We start from the raw sequence: 21,245 nt of genomic DNA on the forward strand, positions 1-21,245 counted from the left end.
TTAGATAATTTTATAATTTTGGTACTCGCCTACTCTTTTTCCTGTTATATTTTCGATTATTCTGGAGAGGCGTTCTTTGAGAGAGAGTTTTGGGGGATTGGGAGAGAACTCCCAATGTAGGCGTTTGAGGCGTTGCTCCATCACTTTTGGGGCGGTACCTTCAAAGCGTTTCACGGAGTCGATTTCGGAATAATCGTATTCTCCTTCTTTTTGCATATTCTTCTCGATCCATTCATCGGAATGCCAGAAGCGGTTAGAAGAGAGGCGTTTTTGGATTTGTTTTTCTGGGGGGCGCACCCAGCCGTAGTGATAGATATCGGCGGGGATGAGCTTGACCTTTAGTTTTTCGTCCGCTCTAGTTCTGAAGCCTTGAGCATCCTTATAAGAGCGAATATTTTTATCATTTCGGACCAGTCGGATTTCTCGGCGGTACCATTTTCGGGAGTCGGCCACATAATTGTAGGAGCCCCAAAAATGTTGATAATTGAAGAGTAGGCCTTGGACCTCTTTATCGTCTAGGTATTTTTCCATGGCTTGGCGGACGGTAGGGATAAACTTCTCGTGCAGCACCTCATCGCCTTGGAGGTAGAACACCCAATCGCTATCGGGGCTAACGGCATCTAGGGCTTTGTTGGTTTCTACGGCTAGGACCTTCCCGCCTTCGCGGAGGCTATCATCCCAGACTGAGGGAATAATTTTGAGTTTGGGGTCTTTAATTTGGGCTAGGAGTTCTTCGGTCCCATCTTCTGAGTTGCCACAGACAAGGATAAACTCATCGCAGAGCGGGAGTATGGATTGGATAGCTTCGAGGATGGGGTAATCAAATTTAACTGCATTTCTGACAAAGCTGATACCGGTAACTTTCATAACTATTAGGATTAGATGGGTCCTTTAATGGGGCAAAGGTACAAAAAAAGGACCTCTAATAGCAGTAGCTAGAAGAGGTCTTTTGTATTATTGAGGCAATTGGCTTAGAGCGTTTGCTTCACTTCTTTAATTTCGTAGACTTCGATTTCGTCGCCTTCACGGATACCGTCAAAATTGCGGATAGTTAGACCACATTCGAAGCCATTTTTAACTTCGGGAACACTATCTTTAAAGCGTTTGAGTGAGCTAAGTTCGCCATGTTGGCCTTCCTTTTTGGGGAAGATCACGATACCGTCACGGATCACGCGGATATGGCTATTGCGGGTTACTTTACCAGATTGTACCATACAACCGGCAACTTTACCGACCTTAGAAATGCTAAATACCGTTTGGATAGCTACAGAACCGATAGTTTCTTCTACCTGCTTAGGCTCGAGCATACCTTCTAGGGCTGCTCTTACTTCTTCGATTGCATCGTAGATGATAGAATAGGTCTTAATTTCCACGCCTTCTTGTTCAGAGAGGCGGCGAGCAGATGGGTTGGGGCGCACTTGGAAGCCGATAATAATGGCATCCGAAGCGGCGGCAAGGTTCACATCAGACTCTGTAATTTGACCTACAGCTTTATAGATAATATTGGTTTGGATCTGCTCGGTAGAAAGTTTGAGCAAAGAATCGGCGAGCGCTTCTACAGAACCGTCCATATCTCCTTTAACGATCAAGTTCAGTTCTTGGAAGTTACCCACTTTTAGTCGGCGCGTAATATCGTCTAGGGTAATCCGGCGGGTAGCTCGAATTTGTTGTTGGCGGATGATTTGGCCACGTTTGTTGGCCAATTCTTTCACCTTACGTTCAGACTCTAGTACCTGAAGTTTCTCCCCTGCTTGAGGGGCGCCATCGAGGCCCAGAACGAGAACGGGAGTAGAGGGTCCGGCTTTTTTCACTCGTTTACCTCTTTCATCGAACATAGCTTTCACACGGCCATGATATTGACCAGCGATAATAGGATCTCCGATAGCGAGTGTACCGGTTTGCACCAATACTTTGGCTACATATCCGCGGCCTTTTTCTAGAGAGGCTTCGAGGATTGCCCCAATAGCTCGGCGGCTAGGGTTAGCTTTAAGTTCTAGCATTTCAGACTCCAATAAGATTTTCTCGAGGAGTAAATCTACATTGAGGCCTTGTTTGGCTGAGATATCTTGGCTTTGGTAAGTACCGCCCCATTCTTCAACGAGGAGGTTCATAGAGGCCAATTCTTGTTTAATTTTTTCGGGTTGAGCGCCTTCCTTATCAATTTTGTTAATAGCAAAAATGATGGGTACTTCGGCGGCTTGGGCGTGACTAATCGCCTCTTTAGTTTGGGGCATGATATTATCATCTGCAGCGATAATAATTACGGCAACGTCAGTTACTTTTGCACCACGGGCACGCATAGCGGTAAAGGCTTCGTGACCGGGAGTATCAAGGAAAGTAATGCTTCCCATATCTCTCACCTTCACTTCATAGGCACCAATATGCTGCGTAATTCCTCCGGCCTCACCTTCGGCTACATTTGCCTTACGGATATGGTCCAAAAGAGAGGTTTTACCATGATCTACATGACCCATTACGGTAACAATTGGAGAGCGGGGTTTGAGATCTGCGGGATCATCTTCTTCCTCCTCCTCTTCGATATCGACTTGATCTTCGGCAGAGATAAACTCTACTTCATAGTCATATTCTGTAGCGATCAGTTCGATAATTTCTGCATCTAGGCGTTGGTTAATCGAAACGAACTGTCCGATTTGCATACACATCATGATGATATCGGCGGGAGTGGCATTGAGCAGGCCGGCCAATTCAGATACAGAGATAAACTCTGTCACCTGTAGTACCTGGGGCTCTTCCATCTCTTCTTCCATACGTTGGCGCATGGCTTCCTTCTTTTCATCACGAGAGGCACGGGTAGAACGGCGTCCTCCTTTTTTGCCTCCACCATGCAAGCGTTGCATAGTTTGTTTTAGCTTATCGTCTACCTCCTTATCAGAGATTTCGCGGCGTTTACCTTTCTTCTTCCGCTTCTTGTTGCTATTAGCCGTCTGCTGGTTATTAGATCCGGTACCTCCACGATTATCCTTAGATTTTCCACGATTATCGTTTTGGGCTTGATTGGTTGAGATTTTGGTGCGCTTACGTTTTGTTCTATCGTTATTGCCATCCTTTTTCTCTTCCTTCTTCTCTCCGCCTTTTTTGGCTTCTTGCTTCTCTTGGGGCTTTTTATCATCCGTACCGCCAATTTTCTTGCGGTTACGTTTCTTTTTGCGTTTGCGGCGCGGGTCTTCAATATTGATCTTACCTAAGATCTTAAGCCCTTTAAGTTGGGGAGCCTCCATTTTGATATCGACTCCATCCTTTTTCTTTTCAGTAGTTGCTTCTGGCTTTTCTTCGGTTTTCTGTTCCGTTTTCTTGGCCACTACTTGTTTTTCTTCTACCACTTTTGGTGATTTGGTTTCTTCCTGTTTAGGCGTCTCCTGCTTCGGCTCTTCCTTAGCTTTGGGGGCTTTTTCCTTTCTAGGGGTTGCTTTAACCTCCTGTTTGGCTTTTTCCTCCTGCTTAGGTTTAGGCTCTTCTTTTTTGGGCGCCTGTTCTTTCTTGGCAGTAGTTTTCCTGCCTCCTTTACGTCGGCCAGAGCGAGACTGCTCATCTAAGTTGATTTTGCCCAAAATTTTTGGCCCCTTAGGCATATTAGAAACCACTTCATTATCTTTGGTTTCTTCCTTTTTCTCAGAAAGCTCGCTTTGCTTTACAACGGGAGTCTCTTCTTTGGGTGTAGTAATTTCAACTTTCTTAACCGGCTTAGCTTCTTGCTTGGCCTTGGCTAACTGCCGCTCTTTTTCCTTCTTTCTTTTCTCCTCCTCCTTTTTTTCCTTCTCTAAGCGGCTACCAATAGTAATCTTGTCCGCCTCTTCCTTAATGGCAGCAGATTTGTTGAAACGGGCCAACAACTTATCGTACATTTCGTCTGAAACCTTGGCTGTGGGGCGGTTAACCACCTCATATCCATTATCGTTCAGGTACTCAACGATAGTGTTTGTTCCAATATTTAGCTCGGCAGCTACTTTTACTAACCTTTTTGACATTCCGTGTATTTAGCTAATTGCGTAAAAATCGTGATTTTAAAAAATCGGTACAAATATAGTCAATATATTTGATAGCATTCCTATAACATTAGGAAAAATGCCTTTTACCCCCTTCTTTATTCTCAGAAAAGCCTAGGGGCCATGCTTTTCTAAGCTCGAATTAAGCGCAATGATGATGGCTTGTGGGCCAGTCAAAAGAGCTTATCATACTACAGTCTCCTAAAAAAGACCTAAGTACAAGACATTTTATATTGCCTCCTACTTAGGCCTGCAAAATTAGCTGTTATTCTGCGCTATCTTCCTCACTGCTATCTTCCTCACTGCTATCCTCTTCTTCTTCTTCAACAGGATCGGGCAAATCTTTGCCTCCATCGTCAAATTCTGCTTTGAGGACCACAATAATTTCCTTGATGGTCTCTTCTTCTAAGTCCGTCCGACGCAAGAGCTCATCCAAACTTAAATTGAGTACGTTTCTGGCCGTATCACAACCAATGTTCTTCAATTCGTCAATGACCCAATCTTCAATCTCATCTCTAAACTCATCGAGCTCTACATCAAAGTCGGCATCTGTATCAAAGGCGCCTTCTCTAAAGACGTCAATGTTGTAATCTACCAAACGGCTAGCCAATTTAATATTGACGCCCTTCTTACCAATCGCCTTAGAAATTTCAGCCGCCTCCAAAAAGACAGAAGCCTTGCGATTATCCAAGTCCAATTCTACCGAACTGATCCGAGCTGGCGTCAATGCCCGCTGAATCAATAAGGCTTCATTGTTCGTATAATTGATAATGTCTATGTTTTCGTTCCGCAATTCCCGAACAATTCCGTGAATTCTAGAACCTTTCATCCCTACACAGGCCCCAACAGGGTCAATGCGCTCGTCATAAGACTCTACCGCTACCTTGGCTCTGTCACCAGGCGCACGAACAATATTACGGACCGTAATCAATCCATCTTCAATTTCTGGCACTTCCTGCTCTAACAAACGCTCCAAAAAGCTGCTGGCCGTACGAGAAAGAATGACCATGGGGTTGTTGTTTTTGTTCTCTACCCGGTCCACTACCGCCCGAACCATATCTCCCTTGCGGAAGTAATCGCCGCGAATAGTTTCCGATTTAGGCAACATCAACTCCGCTCCAGTACTCTCATCCACAATCACAAATTCCCGCTTCAAGGTCTGGGCTACTTCTCCAAATATAAGGTCCCCAATCCGGTCGGCATACAACTGATATACCTTGTCCTTCTCCAGTTCCAAAATTCTAGAAATTAAGGTCTGACGAGCCGCCATGATCGCACGACGACCAAAATCAGCTACCCCCACTTTTTCATAACACTCCTCGCCTACCTCATAGTCCTCCTCAATCTTTACCGCATCGCTAATCGCAATATGATAACGATCATCCTCTACCTCGCCATTGGGAACAATCTCGCGCTTGCGCCAAATCTCTAAATCCCCCTCTATAGTGCTCACAATGATGTCAAAGTTATCATCGGCCCCATACTTTTTGCGAATAAGGGTTCTGAATACATCCTCGAGCACCCGCACCATAGTTGGGCGATCAATGCTCTTCATATTTTTAAACTCCGAAAAGGAATCAATCAAATTGATCATACCTTGTGTATAATTTTTAAAATGTAATCTTAACTAGCGCTTTCTTAATACGCTCAAAGGGAATCTCCTGACGCATCTCAACCAACTCTTTCTTTTTCCGCCCCTCCAATTTCACTTTCTCACTATAAGTCAATACAATATGCGCTTCCGTCACTTCTTCCAATTTCCCCTTCACATGCTTGTGCTCTCCCTCAATCTCTACCGATAACTCCCGCCCTATGTTCTTCACATACTGACGGTGTAGCTTTAACGGACGATCTAGGCCCGGAGAAGACACATCTAAAGTGTATTTCTCTCCCAACCAACCATTCTCCTCTATCTGAGCTTCCAAATGACGACTCAATCGCGCACAATTCCCAAAATTGACCCCATTGTCGCTGTCAATAAAAACTTGCACTTTGTTCTCGCCTTTGTTCTCTATTTCTACCAGAAATAAAGCCTCTCGACCCTCTTCTGCAAAATAAGCCGCTATCAAATCGGCTAGCTTTTCCGTAATTGTTGGCATCTGACTTCTTTATAATAAAAAGAGGGAACGTTTTCACGGTTCCCTCGCTCAATGCGTTTTGCTGCCACAAATATAAGCATTTATCTTTAGCTTTTTGGACTTTCTCCAGATTTGTTAGCCCAGCCCCCATTTTTTCCACCTTCTCTCCTCTCTTTTCTGCTCCCTCAATTTCTGCTGTTTTGGGGCCTATCAGCAAAGATGATCTAAAGGTTTTCTTCTCTTTATATTGCTTACTGTTTTTTTGGGGCCTCCCGCCTGCGGCGGGCGCTACGCTTTGGGGCTCGCTGTTCGCTCGGCCCTTCGCAGGCTTTGCCTGCTCGGTCTGGCCTACGGCCACCCCGCCGCATCGCTAGGCCGTTTGGAAGTCCTGCGCTTTGGCCATTCTTTGATAGAAAATTCAGGCTAGTCAATGAAAAACTCAGGAAGACCAAATGAAAGCAGCAAATCCAATTTTACTGATGTTAACTGACTCATTATTTCACTATTAACCTCACCTCCACGCATCCTATTCCTATTTCGCTGGTAAAACCCAAAAGTAGTGACCAAGTCTTTAGGTTTTGATGCCAACAAATTCAGCATATCTTGAAATTGATCATTCCAAAGAAAAACATCAATAGCCCTTTTTAAGGACAGATAAAAATAGGAGCCCGAATCATTTGTTATAAATTCTGCTGCTATTAAGTCCCGATATTTTCTTTGTAGTGGGGCTGTCCACTCTATTAAAAATTCTTTTAGGGCCAGAGAAAAATTATTTTCCGGCCCTATTATGATTTGGTAATACTCTTCTCGAGGATGGGCCATCCATTCATCTGACCAATCTAACGTTACGGAATCCATTCCTATGGAAAAAAATTCACCAAAGAGCTCATATAATTGTATTAGGTTTTGATGCCTAATTAGAATTTGAGCTCTTGTATTATAATTGAGATAGATGTTTATGCCAGAAAACTCCGAAACATCCTCCGCTATTCTTTGAAAGTGCTCCACCATAACACTAAGGACTGAATCAAAAATGCCATAATCAAAAATTAGCCTTACATAAAGGTCGTTTGGGTAGTCAGAACTAGGATATATTTTTGAATGATATTCAACAGCTTTCAAAGCTGATTTGAACATTTTTTCAAAGGCAGCTATTTTATCGAACTCATAAAATGTAATACTAAAACTCAGCACAAATGATTTGGGATTTAAATTTCCTACCAACACTTGTCTTCCTTCCATTTCATCTATCATTTTCAGCCTTTTAGAAGCTTTAAAATGATAGAATTCAGGAAAACCACATGAAAGTAATAGGTCCACTTTGAGCGACTTCACTTGGCTTATTATCCCCCTACCAAGTTCGCCTCCAAACATACTGCCTCTATTTTGCTGATAATATCCAAAAGTAGCCGCTAAGTCTTTAGGCTTAGTCTCCAACAAATCTAGCATATCTTGAAACTGTTCATTCCAAGAATAAATCCTAATATTACCTTTCAAAGATAAATAAAAATAGGAGCCCGAATCATTTGTTATAAATTCTGCTGCTATTAAGTCCCGATATTTTCTTTGTAGTGGGGCAGTCCACCCTATCAAAAATTCTTTTAGGGCCAGAGAATAGTTATTTCCTGGCCCTATTATGATTTGGTAATACTCTTCTTGATCATAAACCTCCCGCTCAGGAGGCCAGTTTAACACAAATGAATTTACCCCTACAGAAAATTCATCCCCAAAAAGCTCATATAATTGTATTAGGTTTTGATGACTGATTAGAATTTGAGCTCTTGTGCTATATTCAACAAAAATGTTTATTCCAAAAAACTCAGAAACATCCTCCGCTATTCTTTGAAAGTGCTCCACCATAACACTAAGAACTGAATCAAAAGTGCTATAGTCTAAAGTCAACCTTATATGAAGGTCATTTATACAATTAGAGTTAGGATATATTTTTGAATGATATTCAACAGTCTTCAAAGCTGATTTGAATATTTCTTCAAAGGCAACTATTTTATTATGCTGATAAAATGTAATACCAAAACCTAGCACAAATGATTTGGGGGGTAAATTTTCTAATAGCATTTATTATCCGAGGTTGTTTAAATTTTTTAGTCAGCAGCTAGACTAAGGCAAAAAAAATGCTGCAAAGCGCTTATTATTATTGTTGATTACGACAAAAAAGGCTTTGCAACATGGTTGTAAATCTATCAAAAGAATTTATTACGGAAAAATATTAGCATTTTTTCCCGCAAAAAAAATTGGCTCGAAAAACCAAAGCGCCCCTGTGGCAAATTGTTAAAGCCATAATTTATAGGCTTAAAACAGGTTTTCAGTGGCGAGAATTACCAATTAAATCTTTTTTTTAATAAAGCCCTAATTTATTGGCAAACAGTATATTACTATTTTAATAGTTGGTCGGAATCTGGTATTTGGCAAAAAGTGTGGATCCAATTTCTAGCGCATGAAAAATCTTGTTTAGATTTATCTAGTATACAGCTTGACGGAAGTCATACCCCAGCAAAAAGAGGGGGCGAAGCTGTGGGCTATCAGGGCCGAAAAAAGTCAAAAAACCACAAATCCCCTCTTTATCACAGATCAAAATGGGCTGCCAATCGCTATGTATCTGCCTTTTGCGGGGAACCACAATGATTTATTTGAAATCGAGAGTCATTTCCAAAAAATGCTTGCCGATCTACAGCTTTCAGACATCTCTCCTGATGGTTTATTTACGAATGCTGAGGTAGGATTTGATAGCAAAAAAATGGGAGTTATCTCCCATATTGACCCTAATAAAATAAATATAAAAAACTTACTATCAATAAAGTATATATAAATAACTTTACAAGTAATGCTTTTCTGTTGAGCGAACAAATGCCTGGATTGACGCATTTAAAATGCTACTCATTTGTTTTGAAAGAAAGGCTGACAACTGATCGAGTTTACATTATTTGGCCTTTATGCTTATTTTCTTAAAACGAAATTTTTAAACAACCTCTTTATTATCGATTAATTACCTCACCATATCTTGTACATCCTGTATAGTTAAGCTTGTATCAAATGTTTTCCCTTTAAACTTTCCATGCGTTGGCCTAAAATATAAAGACTTCCCATCTGGAGATATACCAAAATCAGGATTATTTCCATATAATGATTTTATTTTTTTTCCATTAAATCCTAAGGCAGCTTTTAAATTATCCTTTACTCCTGTACCAGCACCATTATGCCATTGCTTTTCTTTTATCCCTAATCTTTTGGCGAGTTGAGGTGCTTTAGGAAAAACGCCTCCACTTGTTCTAGTTCCAAAGCAGCTGTTATGTACTAATATTCTATCTATAGAAACTAAAAAATTATGATCTTGATATACTTCAAGATTATAAACTTTCTGTCTTCCCTCAAGCTTTTCTTTAGCAATAAGTACAACCTTTCTATACTGGGTTTTAATGTTTTCCCCTACATTCAAGTCCATCGCATGTACCCAACCATTTCTATCTATTGACCAAATTGGGTGTAAACCTGTCACTCCTAGAGGACTAGCAGCATTATCTCTAAAATATAAATTATATACATCATCACTTTCATGAATAAACTTCCCAGTGATTGGACGACTTACATAATCTCCTTTTCTAGCTTCATCCCAGAACCTTGTGTCTAGTTGGTTTATTCTAATTCCTGTAACAGTCGCCCATCCTTCTGAACCTAATTCAGGCATATCCAGATACACATCTCGCCCTATACTATCAACTCCTATTTCTTCCAACCACCAATGAGGTCTTCTTAAGTTTATTTTAGTAATTGTCCCATCAGCTTTTGGAAGTTCAAGGTCAACCCACTTCCAAGTATATGGAGTAATTTCTTCATAATCAATAACTGTCCATTCCTTTTCTACTCTAAGTGGTGAGTAAGTTATAATCCCATCTGCAGTTTTTTCATTTATTAACTTTTGGACTTCTTTTTCTACCTCAGAATAAAAAGTTAACGGTATTGGCTTATCTAGCCAAACCTTCATCAAGGTTTTGGGAGACCTCATTATGTCTATTGGCTTAAAAGACATTAGCCCATGACTTTCTAACAAGTTCGAATTACCAGAAGCTGTCGCTTGACCAAAAGAACTCCCCCATGAAAGGACAAACAATAGTAGTATTATAAAAAAAAATTCATTACTTTTTATTAATTCAAATTACGGACAATATCAATATAAAACTGTTTAAATTTCTTTGTTAACAACCAGACTAAGGCAAAAAAGACTTTGCAACATGGTTGTAAATCTATCAAAAGAATTTATTACGGAAAAATATTAGCATTTTTTCCCGCAAAAAAATTGGCTCGAAAAACCAAAGCGCCTCTGTGGCAAATTGTTAAAGCGATAATTTATAGGCTTAAAACAGGTTGTCAGTGGAGAGAATTACCGATAAAATCTTTTTTCGATAAAGCCCTAATTTATTGGCAAACAGTATATTACTATTTTAATAGTTGGTCGGAATCTGGTATTTGGCAAAAAGTGTGGATCCAATTTCTAGCGCATGAAAAATCTTGTTTAGATTTATCTAGTATACAGCTTGACGGAAGTCATACCCCAGCAAAAAGAGGGGGCGAAGCTGTGGGCTATCAGGGCCGAAAAAAGTCAAAAACTACAAATGCTCTCTTTCTCACAGATAAAAATGGGCTGCCAATCGCTATGTCTCCGCCTTTTGCGGGGAACCATAATGATTTGTTTGAAATCGAGAGTCATTTCCAAAAAATGCTTGCCGATCTGCAGCTTTCAGACATCTCTCCTGATGGTTTATTTATGAATGCTGATGCAGGATTTGATAGCAAAAAGCTTAGAGAAAATTGCCAAAAAAATGGGCATTATCCCTAATATTGACCACAATAAAATAAATAGAAAAAAGGCTTATTATCAAGACATTATAGATGAGGAACTTTACAAAGAACGCTTTTCTGTTGAGCGAACTAATGCATGGATTGACGCATTCAAAATTTTACTCATTCGTTTTGAAAGAAAAGCCAATAACTGGGCGAGTCTACATTATTTAGCCTTTATGCTTATTTTCCTAAAACGAAATTTTTAAACAAGCTCAGAGACAACACTTATCGTTTTTTGGAATTAAGCAAAAGATACAAATTATTTCCCACTCCCCCCATAGCAGAGGCAATCTTCATACGCTGCATAGTCTTTTAGCTTAGGGTGCTTAAACTCCCCCAACTTTTGTAGGCCAATTTTTTTCATGACTTGCTCGGACTTTTGGTTGTCTAGGGTGCAAACGGCAATGAGCTGCTCTATTTCTAACTCCTCAAAGGCAAATTCCAGACATTTTTTGGCCCCTTCTGTCGCAAAACCCTGCCCCCAGGCCGCTTTTTTCAAGCGCCAGCCAATATCTACCGCAGGCGTGTAGGCGCTCTCATAATCCTGATAGGCTAAGCCGATGAAACCTATAAATTCTCCACTTTCTAAAATTTCAGTGGCAAAATAGCAGTAGCCATATTTCTCCTGATGCGCCTGTAGCCGCCGCAGAAAGGCCGCAGTTTCTTCTTCTGTTAGCGGACTAGGAAAATGTTCCATGACTTCTATATCGGCATTCATTTTTGCAAATTCAGGCAGGTCCGCGGCGGTCCAAGCACGAAAGCCCAAGCGGGCAGAGCGAAAAAGGTAGTTTTTCATTTTGATTGTTTTTATTGGTCCAAGATAGGGTTTAGAGTTTTCTGTCTGCCCCTTCCTTGCGGCCTAGGGGCAAGCCTTTAGGCCCTGATTGGTGTTTTATCATAGGGGGCTGTTAACTAAGCTTAAATATTCTAGCAGCTAGCCCTTTCTGCCATGGGCTGAAGCCCATGGTTGCGGGTCTATGCAAACTGGCGGGCTAAAGCCCTTGTTTGCTGGAAAATGGAAAAAATTTAGCTTCAAGAAAAAACAACAGCAAAACTGCCGAAGAAAAAAGCCCAAAGAAAAAAAATGGATGAGCTGGCCTAGCGATGCGGCGGGGTGGCCGAAGGCCAGACCAAGTTTTTGAGCGCAGCGAAAAAACGAAGGGCCGAGCAGACCTGCGAGCCCCAAAGCGTAGCGCCGACGACCGAAGGGAGGCGGAGGCCCCCAAAAAACAAAAAAGGAGCAGTAAAAAATTACTACTCCTTTTGCTATGCTATTGTGCCCAGGCCATTAGATAAAGAGGTCGGGCATAGGTTTTTGGCTGCTATCTACAGCATATTGGCTAAGGTCCTGGATGCCTTCGAACATCAAGACTTCATCATCGAGGAAGAAGTTGCCCGTGCATTCTGCGGCGGGGCGTTGCAAGATGAAATAAGCGGCATCGGCTACGACTTTTGGGGTGCGGCTTTGTTGCACCATAGCCTCTCCGCCCAAAAGGTTGCGCACGGCAGCCGTGGCAACAGTAGTTCTGGGCCAAAGGGCATTCACGCCAATTTTATAATCCTTAAACTCTTCTGACATACCCAAAACGCACATACTCATGCCGTATTTCGTCATGGTATAGGCCACATGATTAGCGAACCATTTGGGGTCCATATTCAAGGGTGGCGAAAGGTTGAGGATATGGCCATTTTCTGACTTTTTGAGATGGGGCAAACAAGTTTTGCTGACCAAAAAGGTCCCTCTCACATTCACGGCATGCATCAAATCATAGCGTTTGAGGCTAGTGTGCTCCGTGGGCGTTAGGCTAATTGCGCTAGCGTTATTGATGAGGATATCGATGCCACCAAACTCGGCTACGGCCTTATCTACGGCTTCTTGGACCAGCTCCTCGCTGCGTACATCTAGGAAAACGGCCAGGCCTTTTCCGCCAGCGGCTGTCATTTCTTCGGCGGCGGTATAAATGGTTCCCTCTAGTTTGGGATGGGGTTCAGTGGTTTTGGCTGCCACCACGATATTGGCGCCCTCTTGGGCCAAACGAAGGCCAATTGCTTTGCCGATTCCGCGGCTACCGCCTGTAATAAAGACAGTTTTATTCTTAAAATAACTCATCAGGATTGATTTTTTGGTATTGCTCTTAGCGAGCGGCTTGAAATTGACCATTTTTTGTCAGTTCACAAAATATTAGTTGGTCTTTTTCTCTGCGCTAAGACAAGTCCAAATACTTGCGGATGGTGTTAATGGCCACCCCTAGCACCCGAGCCGTTGCCGTTTGGTTGCCCTGCATGCGTTCATAGACCATTTTGATATGCTGCGCCTTGACATCCTCTAGGCGGAGGCTATCGAGAAAAAGCTGTTGCATCAGATGCAATCTTTTGGGAAAATCTTGGCGAGTTACCTCTTCTAGGCCCAAAACATAGAAGCGTTCCACCAAACTTTCTAGCTCTCGGATATTTCCGGGAAAGCGATAACTGAGTAGCTCCTTATAGGCTTTCTTTTCAAACTGAATGGGTTTTTGGCGGCAATAAAGCTGTTGTTTTTTATCTACAAAATGCTTTAGGTAGAGCTCCTTGGCGGCCTGTCCCTGCTCATCTAGGCTGGGCAGTTCGAGCTCAGCAATAGCGAGGCGGTAATAGAGATCCCAGCGAAATTTACCTTCCTGACAAAGCTGCACCAAATCCTGATTGGTAGCCACAATAATGCGCACATCTACTTTTCTGATTTGCTGGCCAATGGGGGCAATTTCTCCAGACTGCAAAACCCGCAAGAGCGTTTGTTGCATTTGGGGCGAAATATCGCCAATTTCATCTAGGAAAATGCTGCCCTTATTGGCCTGTTCAAAATAGCCTTTATGCTCTTGGCTGGCGCCAGTAAAGGAGCCTTTGGCATGGCCAAAGAGGCGAGACTCTAGCAGAGAGTCGGAAAAAGCCGCACAATTGACGGCAATAAATGGCTGCTTGGATCGGGGCGATTTATTATGGATAAACTGGGCCAATAATTCTTTGCCACTTCCACTAGCTCCCTGAATAATAATGGTTCCCCTTTCGGCCTGTGCCACCTTAAACGCCTGATTATAGACCCGCTCTAGGGCGGGGCTCAGGAGCACATGATCTTCGGGCAATTGGCTGCGGCTCATTTCTTGGCGGCTGCGGCCTTCTTTTAGGATAAAGGAGCCCAGCTCGGTGGCCCGCTCAATATTGAGAAACTTTCGACGGGGTTGTTGTTGGGGGCTATCTTGGCTTTTGGTGGTTTGCAACAGGCAGGTCCGTAGCCCGAGTTGCTGATGCAGCATAAACCAAACCACCGACATGGCGGAGGTGCCTGGAGAGAAAAAGAGGTCGATTTGATAGTCCCTATGCTCAAACAATACCGGCTCTACCTTGGCCTTAATGGGGGCAAAATCTATAATTTCCTCTTCGTTTAGGCCCATATATCGGCCCTCAATTTGATGTCCGGGAAAATCTCTTCTCAGGGTATTGAGCAGAAACTCAAAGGCCGTATTTTCTTGGGCCTTAGAGCAGAGAATAATGTGCTTTTCATAGCCCTCGCTTTCTGAAAAAAAGTATTGGTGAAGCTCGTAATTAGGTCCAAACTTATTGATTTGCGAACGCTTTTTTTCTCGCTCAAAATCAGAAAGGGGGGCCCACCAAGAAATAACGACCTTGGGTTGCATACAGCAGTGTTTAAACAATTGAATGGGTTGAAATTGATGGTTCAGATAGCTGACGAACCGGCTGTTGTCTGTCATTTGAGTAGGTTTTGCTTTAGGAGAGCCAAAACGAACTAAAAAATAGACCAAGCTATAATTCCCTGATAAATAAGCCTTTTCAAGTAGGAGCTTCATCAAAAACTGATAGCAGCTATCAAAAACTGACGACTTTATTCTTTAATGATACGGAATTTCATCCAAATATCTTCCTGAGGGCGGCCATATTGGTCTTTGGTTTGGGCCGCAATGCTATCAATAATATCGAGGCCCTCATAAACCCGCCCAAAAACGGAGTAATTCATATCGAGCTGCGGGCTGCCCCCGAGGTACTTATAGCGCATTCTGTTTTCGGGACCATAAACCATATTGTACTTGCGCTCATTTTGGTCCAATTGCTCCATTCTAATTTTGCTACCCTGCACAATATAAAACTGGCTAGCGGAGGACTTTTTTTCTGGGTTGAGCTCATCACTTTGTCGAGCCGCGGCCAAAGCCCCTTTGATATGGGGATATTGCGGAAGGATTTCGGCTGTTAACAACTGGCCATTTCCGCCCCCGCCCAAACGTTGCCCTTTTTTGGCCTGTCTAGAGCTGGGGTCTCCGCCCTGAATCATAAAGCCTTCTATTACCCGATGAAAAAGCAGGCTATCATAAAAGTTTTGGCGGATCAACTGCAGCATATTTTCTCTATGGCCGCTGGGCTCAAAATAGAGCTCCATCTTCATTTCGCCATAGGGCGTTTCTAGGGCCACCAAAGAAGAAAAGGGATCGGGAGCTGGAATTAGCAAACTGCTATCTATAGCCGCTGTTTTAGGGTTAGAGCGGTCTTCAATCTCTAAAGGGCGATGGCAGGCACAAAAAAGCAAGAGCAGCAGGCCAAGCGGGTATAATTTCTGTATCATTAGCGGTATTTTGGCCCTAAAATACTAAGGCAAATGCAAAGCAAATTATTTCTATTTAGCTTTTTTCTATCTCTTCCGTTTTCGCTGCTGGCCCAGAGCATCCAGCTGGTAGATGGCCCTGCCCCCGAACAGCCTTATGCAGAGTTAGTAGCCGAAAGCTGGGATGAGCAAGGCGCCAATTTTGAAATCTTGATTGAGAACAAAGGAAAAGCGATGCTCCAAATTGATAGCATCGCCCTGGGCTGCGATTGTTTGACTTTGCGGCCTTATCATAACATCCCCTTGCCAGAAGATGGCCGCCGCCGCTTTTTTATTCAATATAAAGGGCCCAAAAAGCCTTTTGATTTAATGGCCATTATATATAGCAATGCCAAAAATCATCCCGCCTATTGGCTGCGCCTAAAACAAGACTAATCTACAGCTGCTTTAGGATAGACCGAGCGCTGAATCACTTTCTCATAATAGGCCTCATATTGAGGCAGTATGTTTTCTATCGAAAACTTTTTGGCATGTTCTAGGGCCGCCTTCTGAAACTCCTGATGCAGGGCTTCATCCTTGAGCAACTTGAGCGCATTGGCGGCCATTTCATCTACCTCACCCAATTCCGAGCAAAAACCCGTCACTCCATGCAAATTGACCTCGGGCAAACCGCCCACATTGGTCGAAATTACGGGTACCTCACAGGCCATAGCCTCCAAGGCCGAAAGCCCAAAACTCTCACTAGCGGAAGGCATAATAAAGAGGTCCGAAACGGCCAACAGCTCTTCTACCGCATCTTGCTTACCCAAAAAGCGAATATCTGCACAAAGGCCCAATTCTCTACACAATTGCGCTAGCTTTTGCCGCTCTGGCCCATCGCCAACCAGCAGTAGCTTGGCCGGCAACTCGGCCCGAACCTGCGCAAAAATCTTGACCACATCCTCTACCCGCTTTACCTTGCGGAAGTTAGAAATGTGAATCAGTATTTTTTCGCCATGAGGCGCAATGGCTTTGCGAAAATGCTCTTTGTTCGAGCGTTTAAAGCGATCAAAGTCAATAAAGTTATAAATGACCTCAATATCTTGGTCCACCTCAAAGTTGGCATAAGTATCCTTCCGCAAACTATCCGATACCGCCGTTACCCCATCCGATTTGTTAATCGCAAAACTAACCACCGGCTCATAAACGGGCTGCTTGCCCACCAGCGTAATGTCGGTCCCATGCAAGGTGGTCACGGTTGGAATATAAATCCCTTCTTGCAACAATATTTTCTTGGCCATATAGGCCACCGAGGCATGCGGCACCGCATAATGCACATGCAAAACGTCTAGTTGGTCATATTTAACCACATCCACCAACTTAGAAGCCAAGGCCGTCTCATAAGGCGGATAATCAAAAAGAGGATAGTCAGCAAAACGAACCTCATTATAGACAATGTTTTCATGAAACCCATCCAAACGAGCCGGCGGCGCATAGGTAATAAAATGAACTTTATGGCCCTTATCGGCTAGGCCTTTGCCCAATTCTGTGGCAACAACACCGCTACCTCCATAGGTAGGATAACAAACAATTCCTATTTTCATAATGACGCTTCTGTATGCTTTGGCCTCAAGATAAGGCCGGACTTATAATAAACAAAAGCCCTAAAAGGTTTTTAAATGATGTTTAAGCATATTCTGCTGTTTTGGGGCCTCCGCCTCCCTTCGGTCGTCGGCGCTACGTTACAGGGCTCGCTATTCGCTCGGCCCTTCAGCGCTTGCAGCGCTTCGGTCTGGCCTAACGGCCCCCCTTGCACATCGCTAGGCCGTTTGGCGGCTGCGCCGCCCAAACCCAAACCTTTGGTCCAGCTAGCTGTTTAAGGCAAAAAAAGATGAAGAAAGCCCCTAGAAAAAAGCCTTGGAAAAAAGAGCAGCTCCCCTCCAAAATTTGTATACATTGTGGCCGCCCCTTCAATTGGAGAAAGAAATGGGCAAAAAACTGGGAACATGTAAAATACTGCTCTAAAGCTTGCCGAAATGGAAAAACGCCTACAACTTCAGGATAGAATCCTGAGCCAAAAATGGGGATTTTATGTCTTGCTTTTCCTCCTGCTCTTAGGAGGGAGCTACCTCAACAGACTCCTCAAAGCGGGCATCTTTGGCTGGGCCCTACTGGCCTTTGGCCTCTGGCAACTTAGCCGCTCTTTTCAACTACAACTACGACTGGCCCAAAAAGAAATCATCTTAGAACGACAGATTTTTGGCCTGACCATCAAACGCAGGCATTGCGTTTTCTCTCAATTGGAATGCGGGGAGCAAGGCTGTCGCCTCCTCTTTTTTCAGAATGGCCAAAAATGCCTAGAGCTCAGCTTTGAAGAGGAAGGGCTCCGCTGGGCCGAAAACAACTACCAAAGCCTATTGGCCCGGCCAAAAATAGGCCAAGCCCTCTGGGGCAAAATTATGCAGTATTATGGTTTTTTGGGCTAAAACTGGCCCTTTGCGGCAAGCAGGCGGCAAAGCCGCCGCAGGCCTAGCGATGTGTAGCAGTGCGGCAAAGCCGCAGACCAAGGCCGTCAGGCCGCAGGGCCGAGCAGACCTGCGAGCTGCAAAACGTAGCGCCGCAAGGCGAAGCCGCAGCGGAGGCCCCAAAAAATCTAGCTAGATATTAAAACTTAACATTTTCTTGAAACAACTTAGGCTATATTATTTATAAGAAAGCGCGACCTTAGTCTTCAATTTTAAACCTTTAAGTTGGTCTAATTTGGACCACAAAAAGATTTCTTCGAATCAATTTACTTGCAGAACCTATGGATATCAAAACCACTGCTGCCCCCTTTGAGGAGCACTTGAGCAAATGGCGCGAAAATGAAAAAACAGCCCTTGAACTTCAGCGTTTAGTTGGAGAACTGCGCTTTGATCGCTCTATTGAGATTGTCCTTTTCCGTCGAGATATTTATGATAGCCGCCCCAGCCAAATTATTAATGACCACCTTTTTGCCAAAAATTACGTCAAAAAGCCCATTACGGCTCAAATGAGCTTGGCCATTACGGAAGCCATTGCCAAATTGGACCTAGCCCCCTCTAAAATTGATATTGGGAAGTTGGCCACGCAATGGCTGAGCCTAGACCAAAGTGAAAGCCCTAGCCTAGAAGAGTTTGTGGCCGATCAGCTTAAGGATTTTGTAGGACAAGCGGCCAAAGATGCTCAAGATGTAAGCCCCAAAGATGTGGTAGTTTATGGTTTTGGCCGTATTGGTCGCCTAGCCGTTCGCATTCTTACCGAAATGATGGGCCGTGGTGAGCAGCTCCGTTTGCGCGCCATCGTTTTGCGTCCCCGAAAAGGAGGCGATTTGGTGGCCGAACTCAACAAACGCGCTTCTTTGCTCCGCAAAGATTCTGTGCATGGCAAATTGCGAGGGACCGTGCAGGTTTTGCACAAAGAAAACCAACTGATTGTCAATAGCTGTAAGGTACAAATTATCTATGCCGCCCAGCCCGAAGACATTGACTACCGAGAATACGGCATCAATGAGGCCCTCATTATTGATAGTACCGGGGCATGGAAAGACCGTGAAGGCCTAAGCCGCCACCTTCGTCCTGGTGTGGATCGCGTGCTCTTTACCGCTCCGGCCAAAGGCATCAAAAATGTGGTTTATGGCATCAACCAAAGCGATTTGGACCTCAATAGCGAGGAAGATAAAGTAGTTTGTGCCGCCTCTTGTACCACCAATGCCATTGCCCCCGTGCTCAAGGTACTTTATGATAATTTTGGGATTGAAAAAGGCCATATGGAAACTATCCACGCCTATACCAGCTCTCAGAATTTGCTCGATAACTACCACAAAAAAGAACGCCGTGGACGTGGAGCCGCCACCAATATGGTTATCACTTCTTCTGGCGCCAGCTCGGCCCTAAAAGAAGTATTGCCCGCCTTGACGGGTAAAATTACGGGCTCTTCTGTACGTGTACCTATTCCCGACGGTTCTGTGGCCATTATGACCCTCAACCTTGATAAGGCCATCAGCCTTGATGAACTCAACCAAGCTATGCGTCAGGCCTCTTTGCATGGCCATCTCTTTGAGCAAATTCAGTACTCTACCTCTAAAGAATTTGTTTCTGCCGATGTGATTGGCGCCCAAGCTTGCTCCGTTTATGATGCGCCCGCCAGCAAAATTTCTGCAGATGGAAAAACCATTACTATCTATGTTTGGTACGATAACGAATATGGCTACACCCGCCAAGTACTTCGCCTCGCCAAATATGTGAGCCAAGTACGCCGCTATCACTACTACTAGACGCTTGTCTATGAGAGATAAAAAAAAAGGACTGCCTAAGGCAGTCCTTTTTTTGTGCCCTCAACAATTAGCGCACAATATTTTCATGCAAAATGCTTAGCTGCTCCTCTTGGGCCAACCATTTTTTCAGGGCCAAAAAGCGAGCCTCTCGCTCAGTTCCCGAATAAATAGACAGCTCAATAATAAAGGGCCAGTCCTTATAAGAGGAAAATAAAACCTTTTCCGGCTGATGATTCTGGTAAACCGAAAAACTACTAAAAACCTCTTTATCTGCCGACTGATGAATCTGCCCAAAAGAAGGCGATACTGAAATCTGATAACTCAAACCATACTGCTTTTCAAAAAGCGACAAAACGGTTTTCACATCCTCGGTCTTAGCGCCAATCTCTAAATAATACTCTACAGCTTCCGTCATACTACTGCTCGTTTGCGCCATTAAAATGCTGCTGCAAAATAATAGCAAGGGGATTAAAAAATTCTTCATATTAACATTTTTGAGGTAAGAAACTCAAAATAAAACATTTAGCAGAAAACAAAAAACAAATATATTAACTGTTGGCAGGCTTGCAAATCCAGAAGCAACTCATTAACTTAGCGATACATAACAAAAACACAAAAATTATGCATCGACTAATTATCTTTCTCCTCAGCTTTTTTCCGCTTCTTCTATTGGCCCAAATCAATACCGACCGTCCTACCCAATCCGAGAGTTCGGCCCTTGTTTCGCCCAAGCAACTACAGCTAGAGCTGGGCAGCAGCTGGCAGCAAGCCACTGATTTACAAGCCTATCAATTGCCTAGTTTTTCTTGGCGTTACGGCCTCATTAAAGGCTTAGAGTTGCGGGCCTTGGGGCAGCTGCAGCACCTTCGGCCCGAGCAAGAGCCGGCAGAAAATCACTGGAACCTTTCGGGCCTTCAGCTAGGCACAAAAATGCAGCTTTTTTCTAGCTCTTCTGGCACTTCTGAAGGGGCTTGGGTCAGCCAAATAGCACTTCCTTTTCAAACTTATGGGGGAGCGAGCAACTGGGCCTGGACCAACAAATTAGCCTTTAGCCATCAGCTCAATAGCCGACACAATTTGGCCTATAATCTGGGCGCACATTATGCAGAAGGGGGCCAACATAGCTTTAGCTACACCCTTTGTTGGTCTTATAGTTTGGCCAAGGGCTGGACCGTTTTCCTGGAGCCTTATGGACAGTTTTCACCGCAAACTAATCCCCAAATTTGGGCCAATACGGGCCTCATTTATTTGATCAATAATAACCTTCAGCTCGATTGTTCTTTTGGCCTAGACCTACAAACGGCCCAACAGTATTTTATTGGCCTAGGCCTGAGTAGCCGCTTTTTTGCCCCTTCCTCCCCTAAAGAAGAAGAGGAAGACTAGTTGTTTTTTTCTTTTTTGGGGCTGCCCCGCCCTGCGGGCGGGTCGGGCTGTGTCGCAGCTCG

Annotated in this window: 20 protein-coding genes; 8 read left to right on the forward strand and 12 right to left on the reverse strand. The window is 43.7% G+C overall.

The features are described 5' to 3' along the window. The 5 genes from SAPGRDRAFT_RS04250 to SAPGRDRAFT_RS04275 all read right to left on the reverse strand — a co-directional run bounded on the left by SAPGRDRAFT_RS04250 (position 1) and on the right by SAPGRDRAFT_RS04275 (position 8,158). A complete protein-coding gene (locus SAPGRDRAFT_RS04250) occupies positions 1-867 on the reverse strand; it encodes a glycosyltransferase family 2 protein (RefSeq protein WP_002657470.1) in 867 nt (288 codons plus the stop codon). A gap of 104 nt (positions 868-971) precedes the next feature. Next, positions 972-3,986 carry a translation initiation factor IF-2 gene (gene infB / locus SAPGRDRAFT_RS04255; protein ID WP_002657471.1) on the reverse strand — a complete coding sequence of 1,005 codons (3,015 nt, stop codon included), beginning with the start codon at positions 3,984-3,986 and terminating at the stop codon, positions 972-974. 283 nt (positions 3,987-4,269) lie between these two features. Beyond that, positions 4,270-5,598 (reverse strand): transcription termination factor NusA, encoded by a 1,329-nt coding sequence (gene nusA / locus SAPGRDRAFT_RS04260; RefSeq protein ID WP_002657474.1) that lies wholly within the window; start codon positions 5,596-5,598, stop codon positions 4,270-4,272. A 16-nt stretch (positions 5,599-5,614) separates the two neighbouring features. After that, positions 5,615-6,103, reverse strand: coding sequence for a ribosome assembly cofactor RimP (rimP, locus tag SAPGRDRAFT_RS04265; protein ID WP_002657476.1), 489 nt, complete (start codon positions 6,101-6,103; stop codon positions 5,615-5,617). A 402-nt stretch (positions 6,104-6,505) separates the two neighbouring features. After that, positions 6,506-8,158 (reverse strand): hypothetical protein, encoded by a 1,653-nt coding sequence (locus SAPGRDRAFT_RS04275; protein WP_002657478.1) that lies wholly within the window; start codon positions 8,156-8,158, stop codon positions 6,506-6,508. A gap of 415 nt (positions 8,159-8,573) precedes the next feature. On the opposite strand from SAPGRDRAFT_RS04275, the gene SAPGRDRAFT_RS23390 reads away from it, so the two are divergent. After that, positions 8,574-8,909, forward strand: a complete 336-nt coding sequence (locus SAPGRDRAFT_RS23390; RefSeq protein ID WP_253271263.1) for a hypothetical protein — start codon at positions 8,574-8,576, stop codon at positions 8,907-8,909. A 177-nt stretch (positions 8,910-9,086) separates the two neighbouring features. Here SAPGRDRAFT_RS23390 and SAPGRDRAFT_RS04285 read toward each other — a convergent pair whose 3' ends face one another. Then, positions 9,087-10,082 (reverse strand): Hint domain-containing protein, encoded by a 996-nt coding sequence (locus SAPGRDRAFT_RS04285; RefSeq protein WP_002657481.1) that lies wholly within the window; start codon positions 10,080-10,082, stop codon positions 9,087-9,089. Between the two features lie 312 nt (positions 10,083-10,394). On the opposite strand from SAPGRDRAFT_RS04285, the gene SAPGRDRAFT_RS04290 reads away from it, so the two are divergent. Continuing rightward, positions 10,395-10,934 (forward strand): transposase, encoded by a 540-nt coding sequence (locus SAPGRDRAFT_RS04290; protein WP_253271264.1) that lies wholly within the window; start codon positions 10,395-10,397, stop codon positions 10,932-10,934. Continuing rightward, complete coding sequence (locus SAPGRDRAFT_RS23395) at positions 10,918-11,145, forward strand: hypothetical protein (RefSeq protein ID WP_253271265.1); 228 nt, start codon at positions 10,918-10,920, stop codon at positions 11,143-11,145. Before SAPGRDRAFT_RS04290 ends, SAPGRDRAFT_RS23395 begins: the two co-directional genes overlap by 17 nt. A gap of 53 nt (positions 11,146-11,198) precedes the next feature. Here the strand turns inward: SAPGRDRAFT_RS23395 and SAPGRDRAFT_RS04295 are convergent, their stop codons facing one another. The 4 genes from SAPGRDRAFT_RS04295 to SAPGRDRAFT_RS04315 form a co-directional block, all read right to left on the reverse strand. After that, positions 11,199-11,735, reverse strand: a complete 537-nt coding sequence (locus SAPGRDRAFT_RS04295) for a GNAT family N-acetyltransferase (RefSeq protein ID WP_002657485.1) — start codon at positions 11,733-11,735, stop codon at positions 11,199-11,201. Positions 11,736-12,227: 492 nt separating this feature from the next. Continuing rightward, positions 12,228-13,049: an SDR family oxidoreductase gene (locus SAPGRDRAFT_RS04305; RefSeq protein ID WP_002657487.1), complete on the reverse strand. Its 822-nt coding sequence runs from the start codon at positions 13,047-13,049 to the stop codon at positions 12,228-12,230. Between the two features lie 94 nt (positions 13,050-13,143). Further along, positions 13,144-14,610, reverse strand: coding sequence for a sigma 54-interacting transcriptional regulator (locus tag SAPGRDRAFT_RS04310; protein ID WP_253271266.1), 1,467 nt, complete (start codon positions 14,608-14,610; stop codon positions 13,144-13,146). 206 nt (positions 14,611-14,816) lie between these two features. Then, positions 14,817-15,548 (reverse strand): peptidylprolyl isomerase, encoded by a 732-nt coding sequence (locus tag SAPGRDRAFT_RS04315; RefSeq protein ID WP_002657491.1) that lies wholly within the window; start codon positions 15,546-15,548, stop codon positions 14,817-14,819. A 33-nt stretch (positions 15,549-15,581) separates the two neighbouring features. Here SAPGRDRAFT_RS04315 and SAPGRDRAFT_RS04320 point away from each other — a divergent pair, with 33 nt between their 5' ends. Beyond that, positions 15,582-15,962: a DUF1573 domain-containing protein gene (locus tag SAPGRDRAFT_RS04320; RefSeq protein ID WP_002657493.1), complete on the forward strand. Its 381-nt coding sequence runs from the start codon at positions 15,582-15,584 to the stop codon at positions 15,960-15,962. On the opposite strand, the gene bshA is transcribed toward SAPGRDRAFT_RS04320, so the two are convergent. Then, on the reverse strand, positions 15,959-17,110 hold the full coding sequence (gene bshA, locus SAPGRDRAFT_RS04325) for an N-acetyl-alpha-D-glucosaminyl L-malate synthase BshA (RefSeq protein ID WP_002657495.1): 1,152 nt from the start codon (positions 17,108-17,110) through the stop codon (positions 15,959-15,961). The two genes, SAPGRDRAFT_RS04320 and bshA, sit on opposite strands and share 4 nt — an antisense overlap. A gap of 287 nt (positions 17,111-17,397) precedes the next feature. On the opposite strand from bshA, the gene SAPGRDRAFT_RS20205 reads away from it, so the two are divergent. From SAPGRDRAFT_RS20205 to SAPGRDRAFT_RS04345, 3 genes are all read left to right on the forward strand, one after another. Further along, positions 17,398-17,571, forward strand: a complete 174-nt coding sequence (locus SAPGRDRAFT_RS20205) for a DUF2256 domain-containing protein (RefSeq protein WP_002657499.1) — start codon at positions 17,398-17,400, stop codon at positions 17,569-17,571. Continuing rightward, positions 17,543-17,992: a hypothetical protein gene (locus SAPGRDRAFT_RS04335; RefSeq protein WP_002657500.1), complete on the forward strand. Its 450-nt coding sequence runs from the start codon at positions 17,543-17,545 to the stop codon at positions 17,990-17,992. The genes SAPGRDRAFT_RS20205 and SAPGRDRAFT_RS04335 overlap by 29 nt, the downstream gene beginning before the upstream one ends. A gap of 320 nt (positions 17,993-18,312) precedes the next feature. Further along, positions 18,313-19,800 (forward strand): glyceraldehyde-3-phosphate dehydrogenase, encoded by a 1,488-nt coding sequence (locus tag SAPGRDRAFT_RS04345; protein ID WP_002657502.1) that lies wholly within the window; start codon positions 18,313-18,315, stop codon positions 19,798-19,800. Between the two features lie 67 nt (positions 19,801-19,867). Here the strand turns inward: SAPGRDRAFT_RS04345 and SAPGRDRAFT_RS04350 are convergent, their stop codons facing one another. Then, entirely contained in the window at positions 19,868-20,284 is a 417-nt protein-coding gene (locus tag SAPGRDRAFT_RS04350) for a hypothetical protein (RefSeq protein WP_002657504.1), read from the reverse strand. Between the two features lie 137 nt (positions 20,285-20,421). Here SAPGRDRAFT_RS04350 and SAPGRDRAFT_RS04355 point away from each other — a divergent pair, with 137 nt between their 5' ends. Continuing rightward, the gene (locus SAPGRDRAFT_RS04355; protein ID WP_002657505.1) at positions 20,422-21,183 is read left to right on the forward strand and encodes a transporter; all 762 of its coding nucleotides are present in this window, start codon (positions 20,422-20,424) and stop codon (positions 21,181-21,183) included. Positions 21,184-21,245: the final 62 nt, after the last annotated feature.

The organism is Saprospira grandis DSM 2844, from assembly GCF_000275825.1.
GTDB classification, from domain to species: Bacteria; Bacteroidota; Bacteroidia; order Chitinophagales; family Saprospiraceae; genus Saprospira; species Saprospira grandis_A.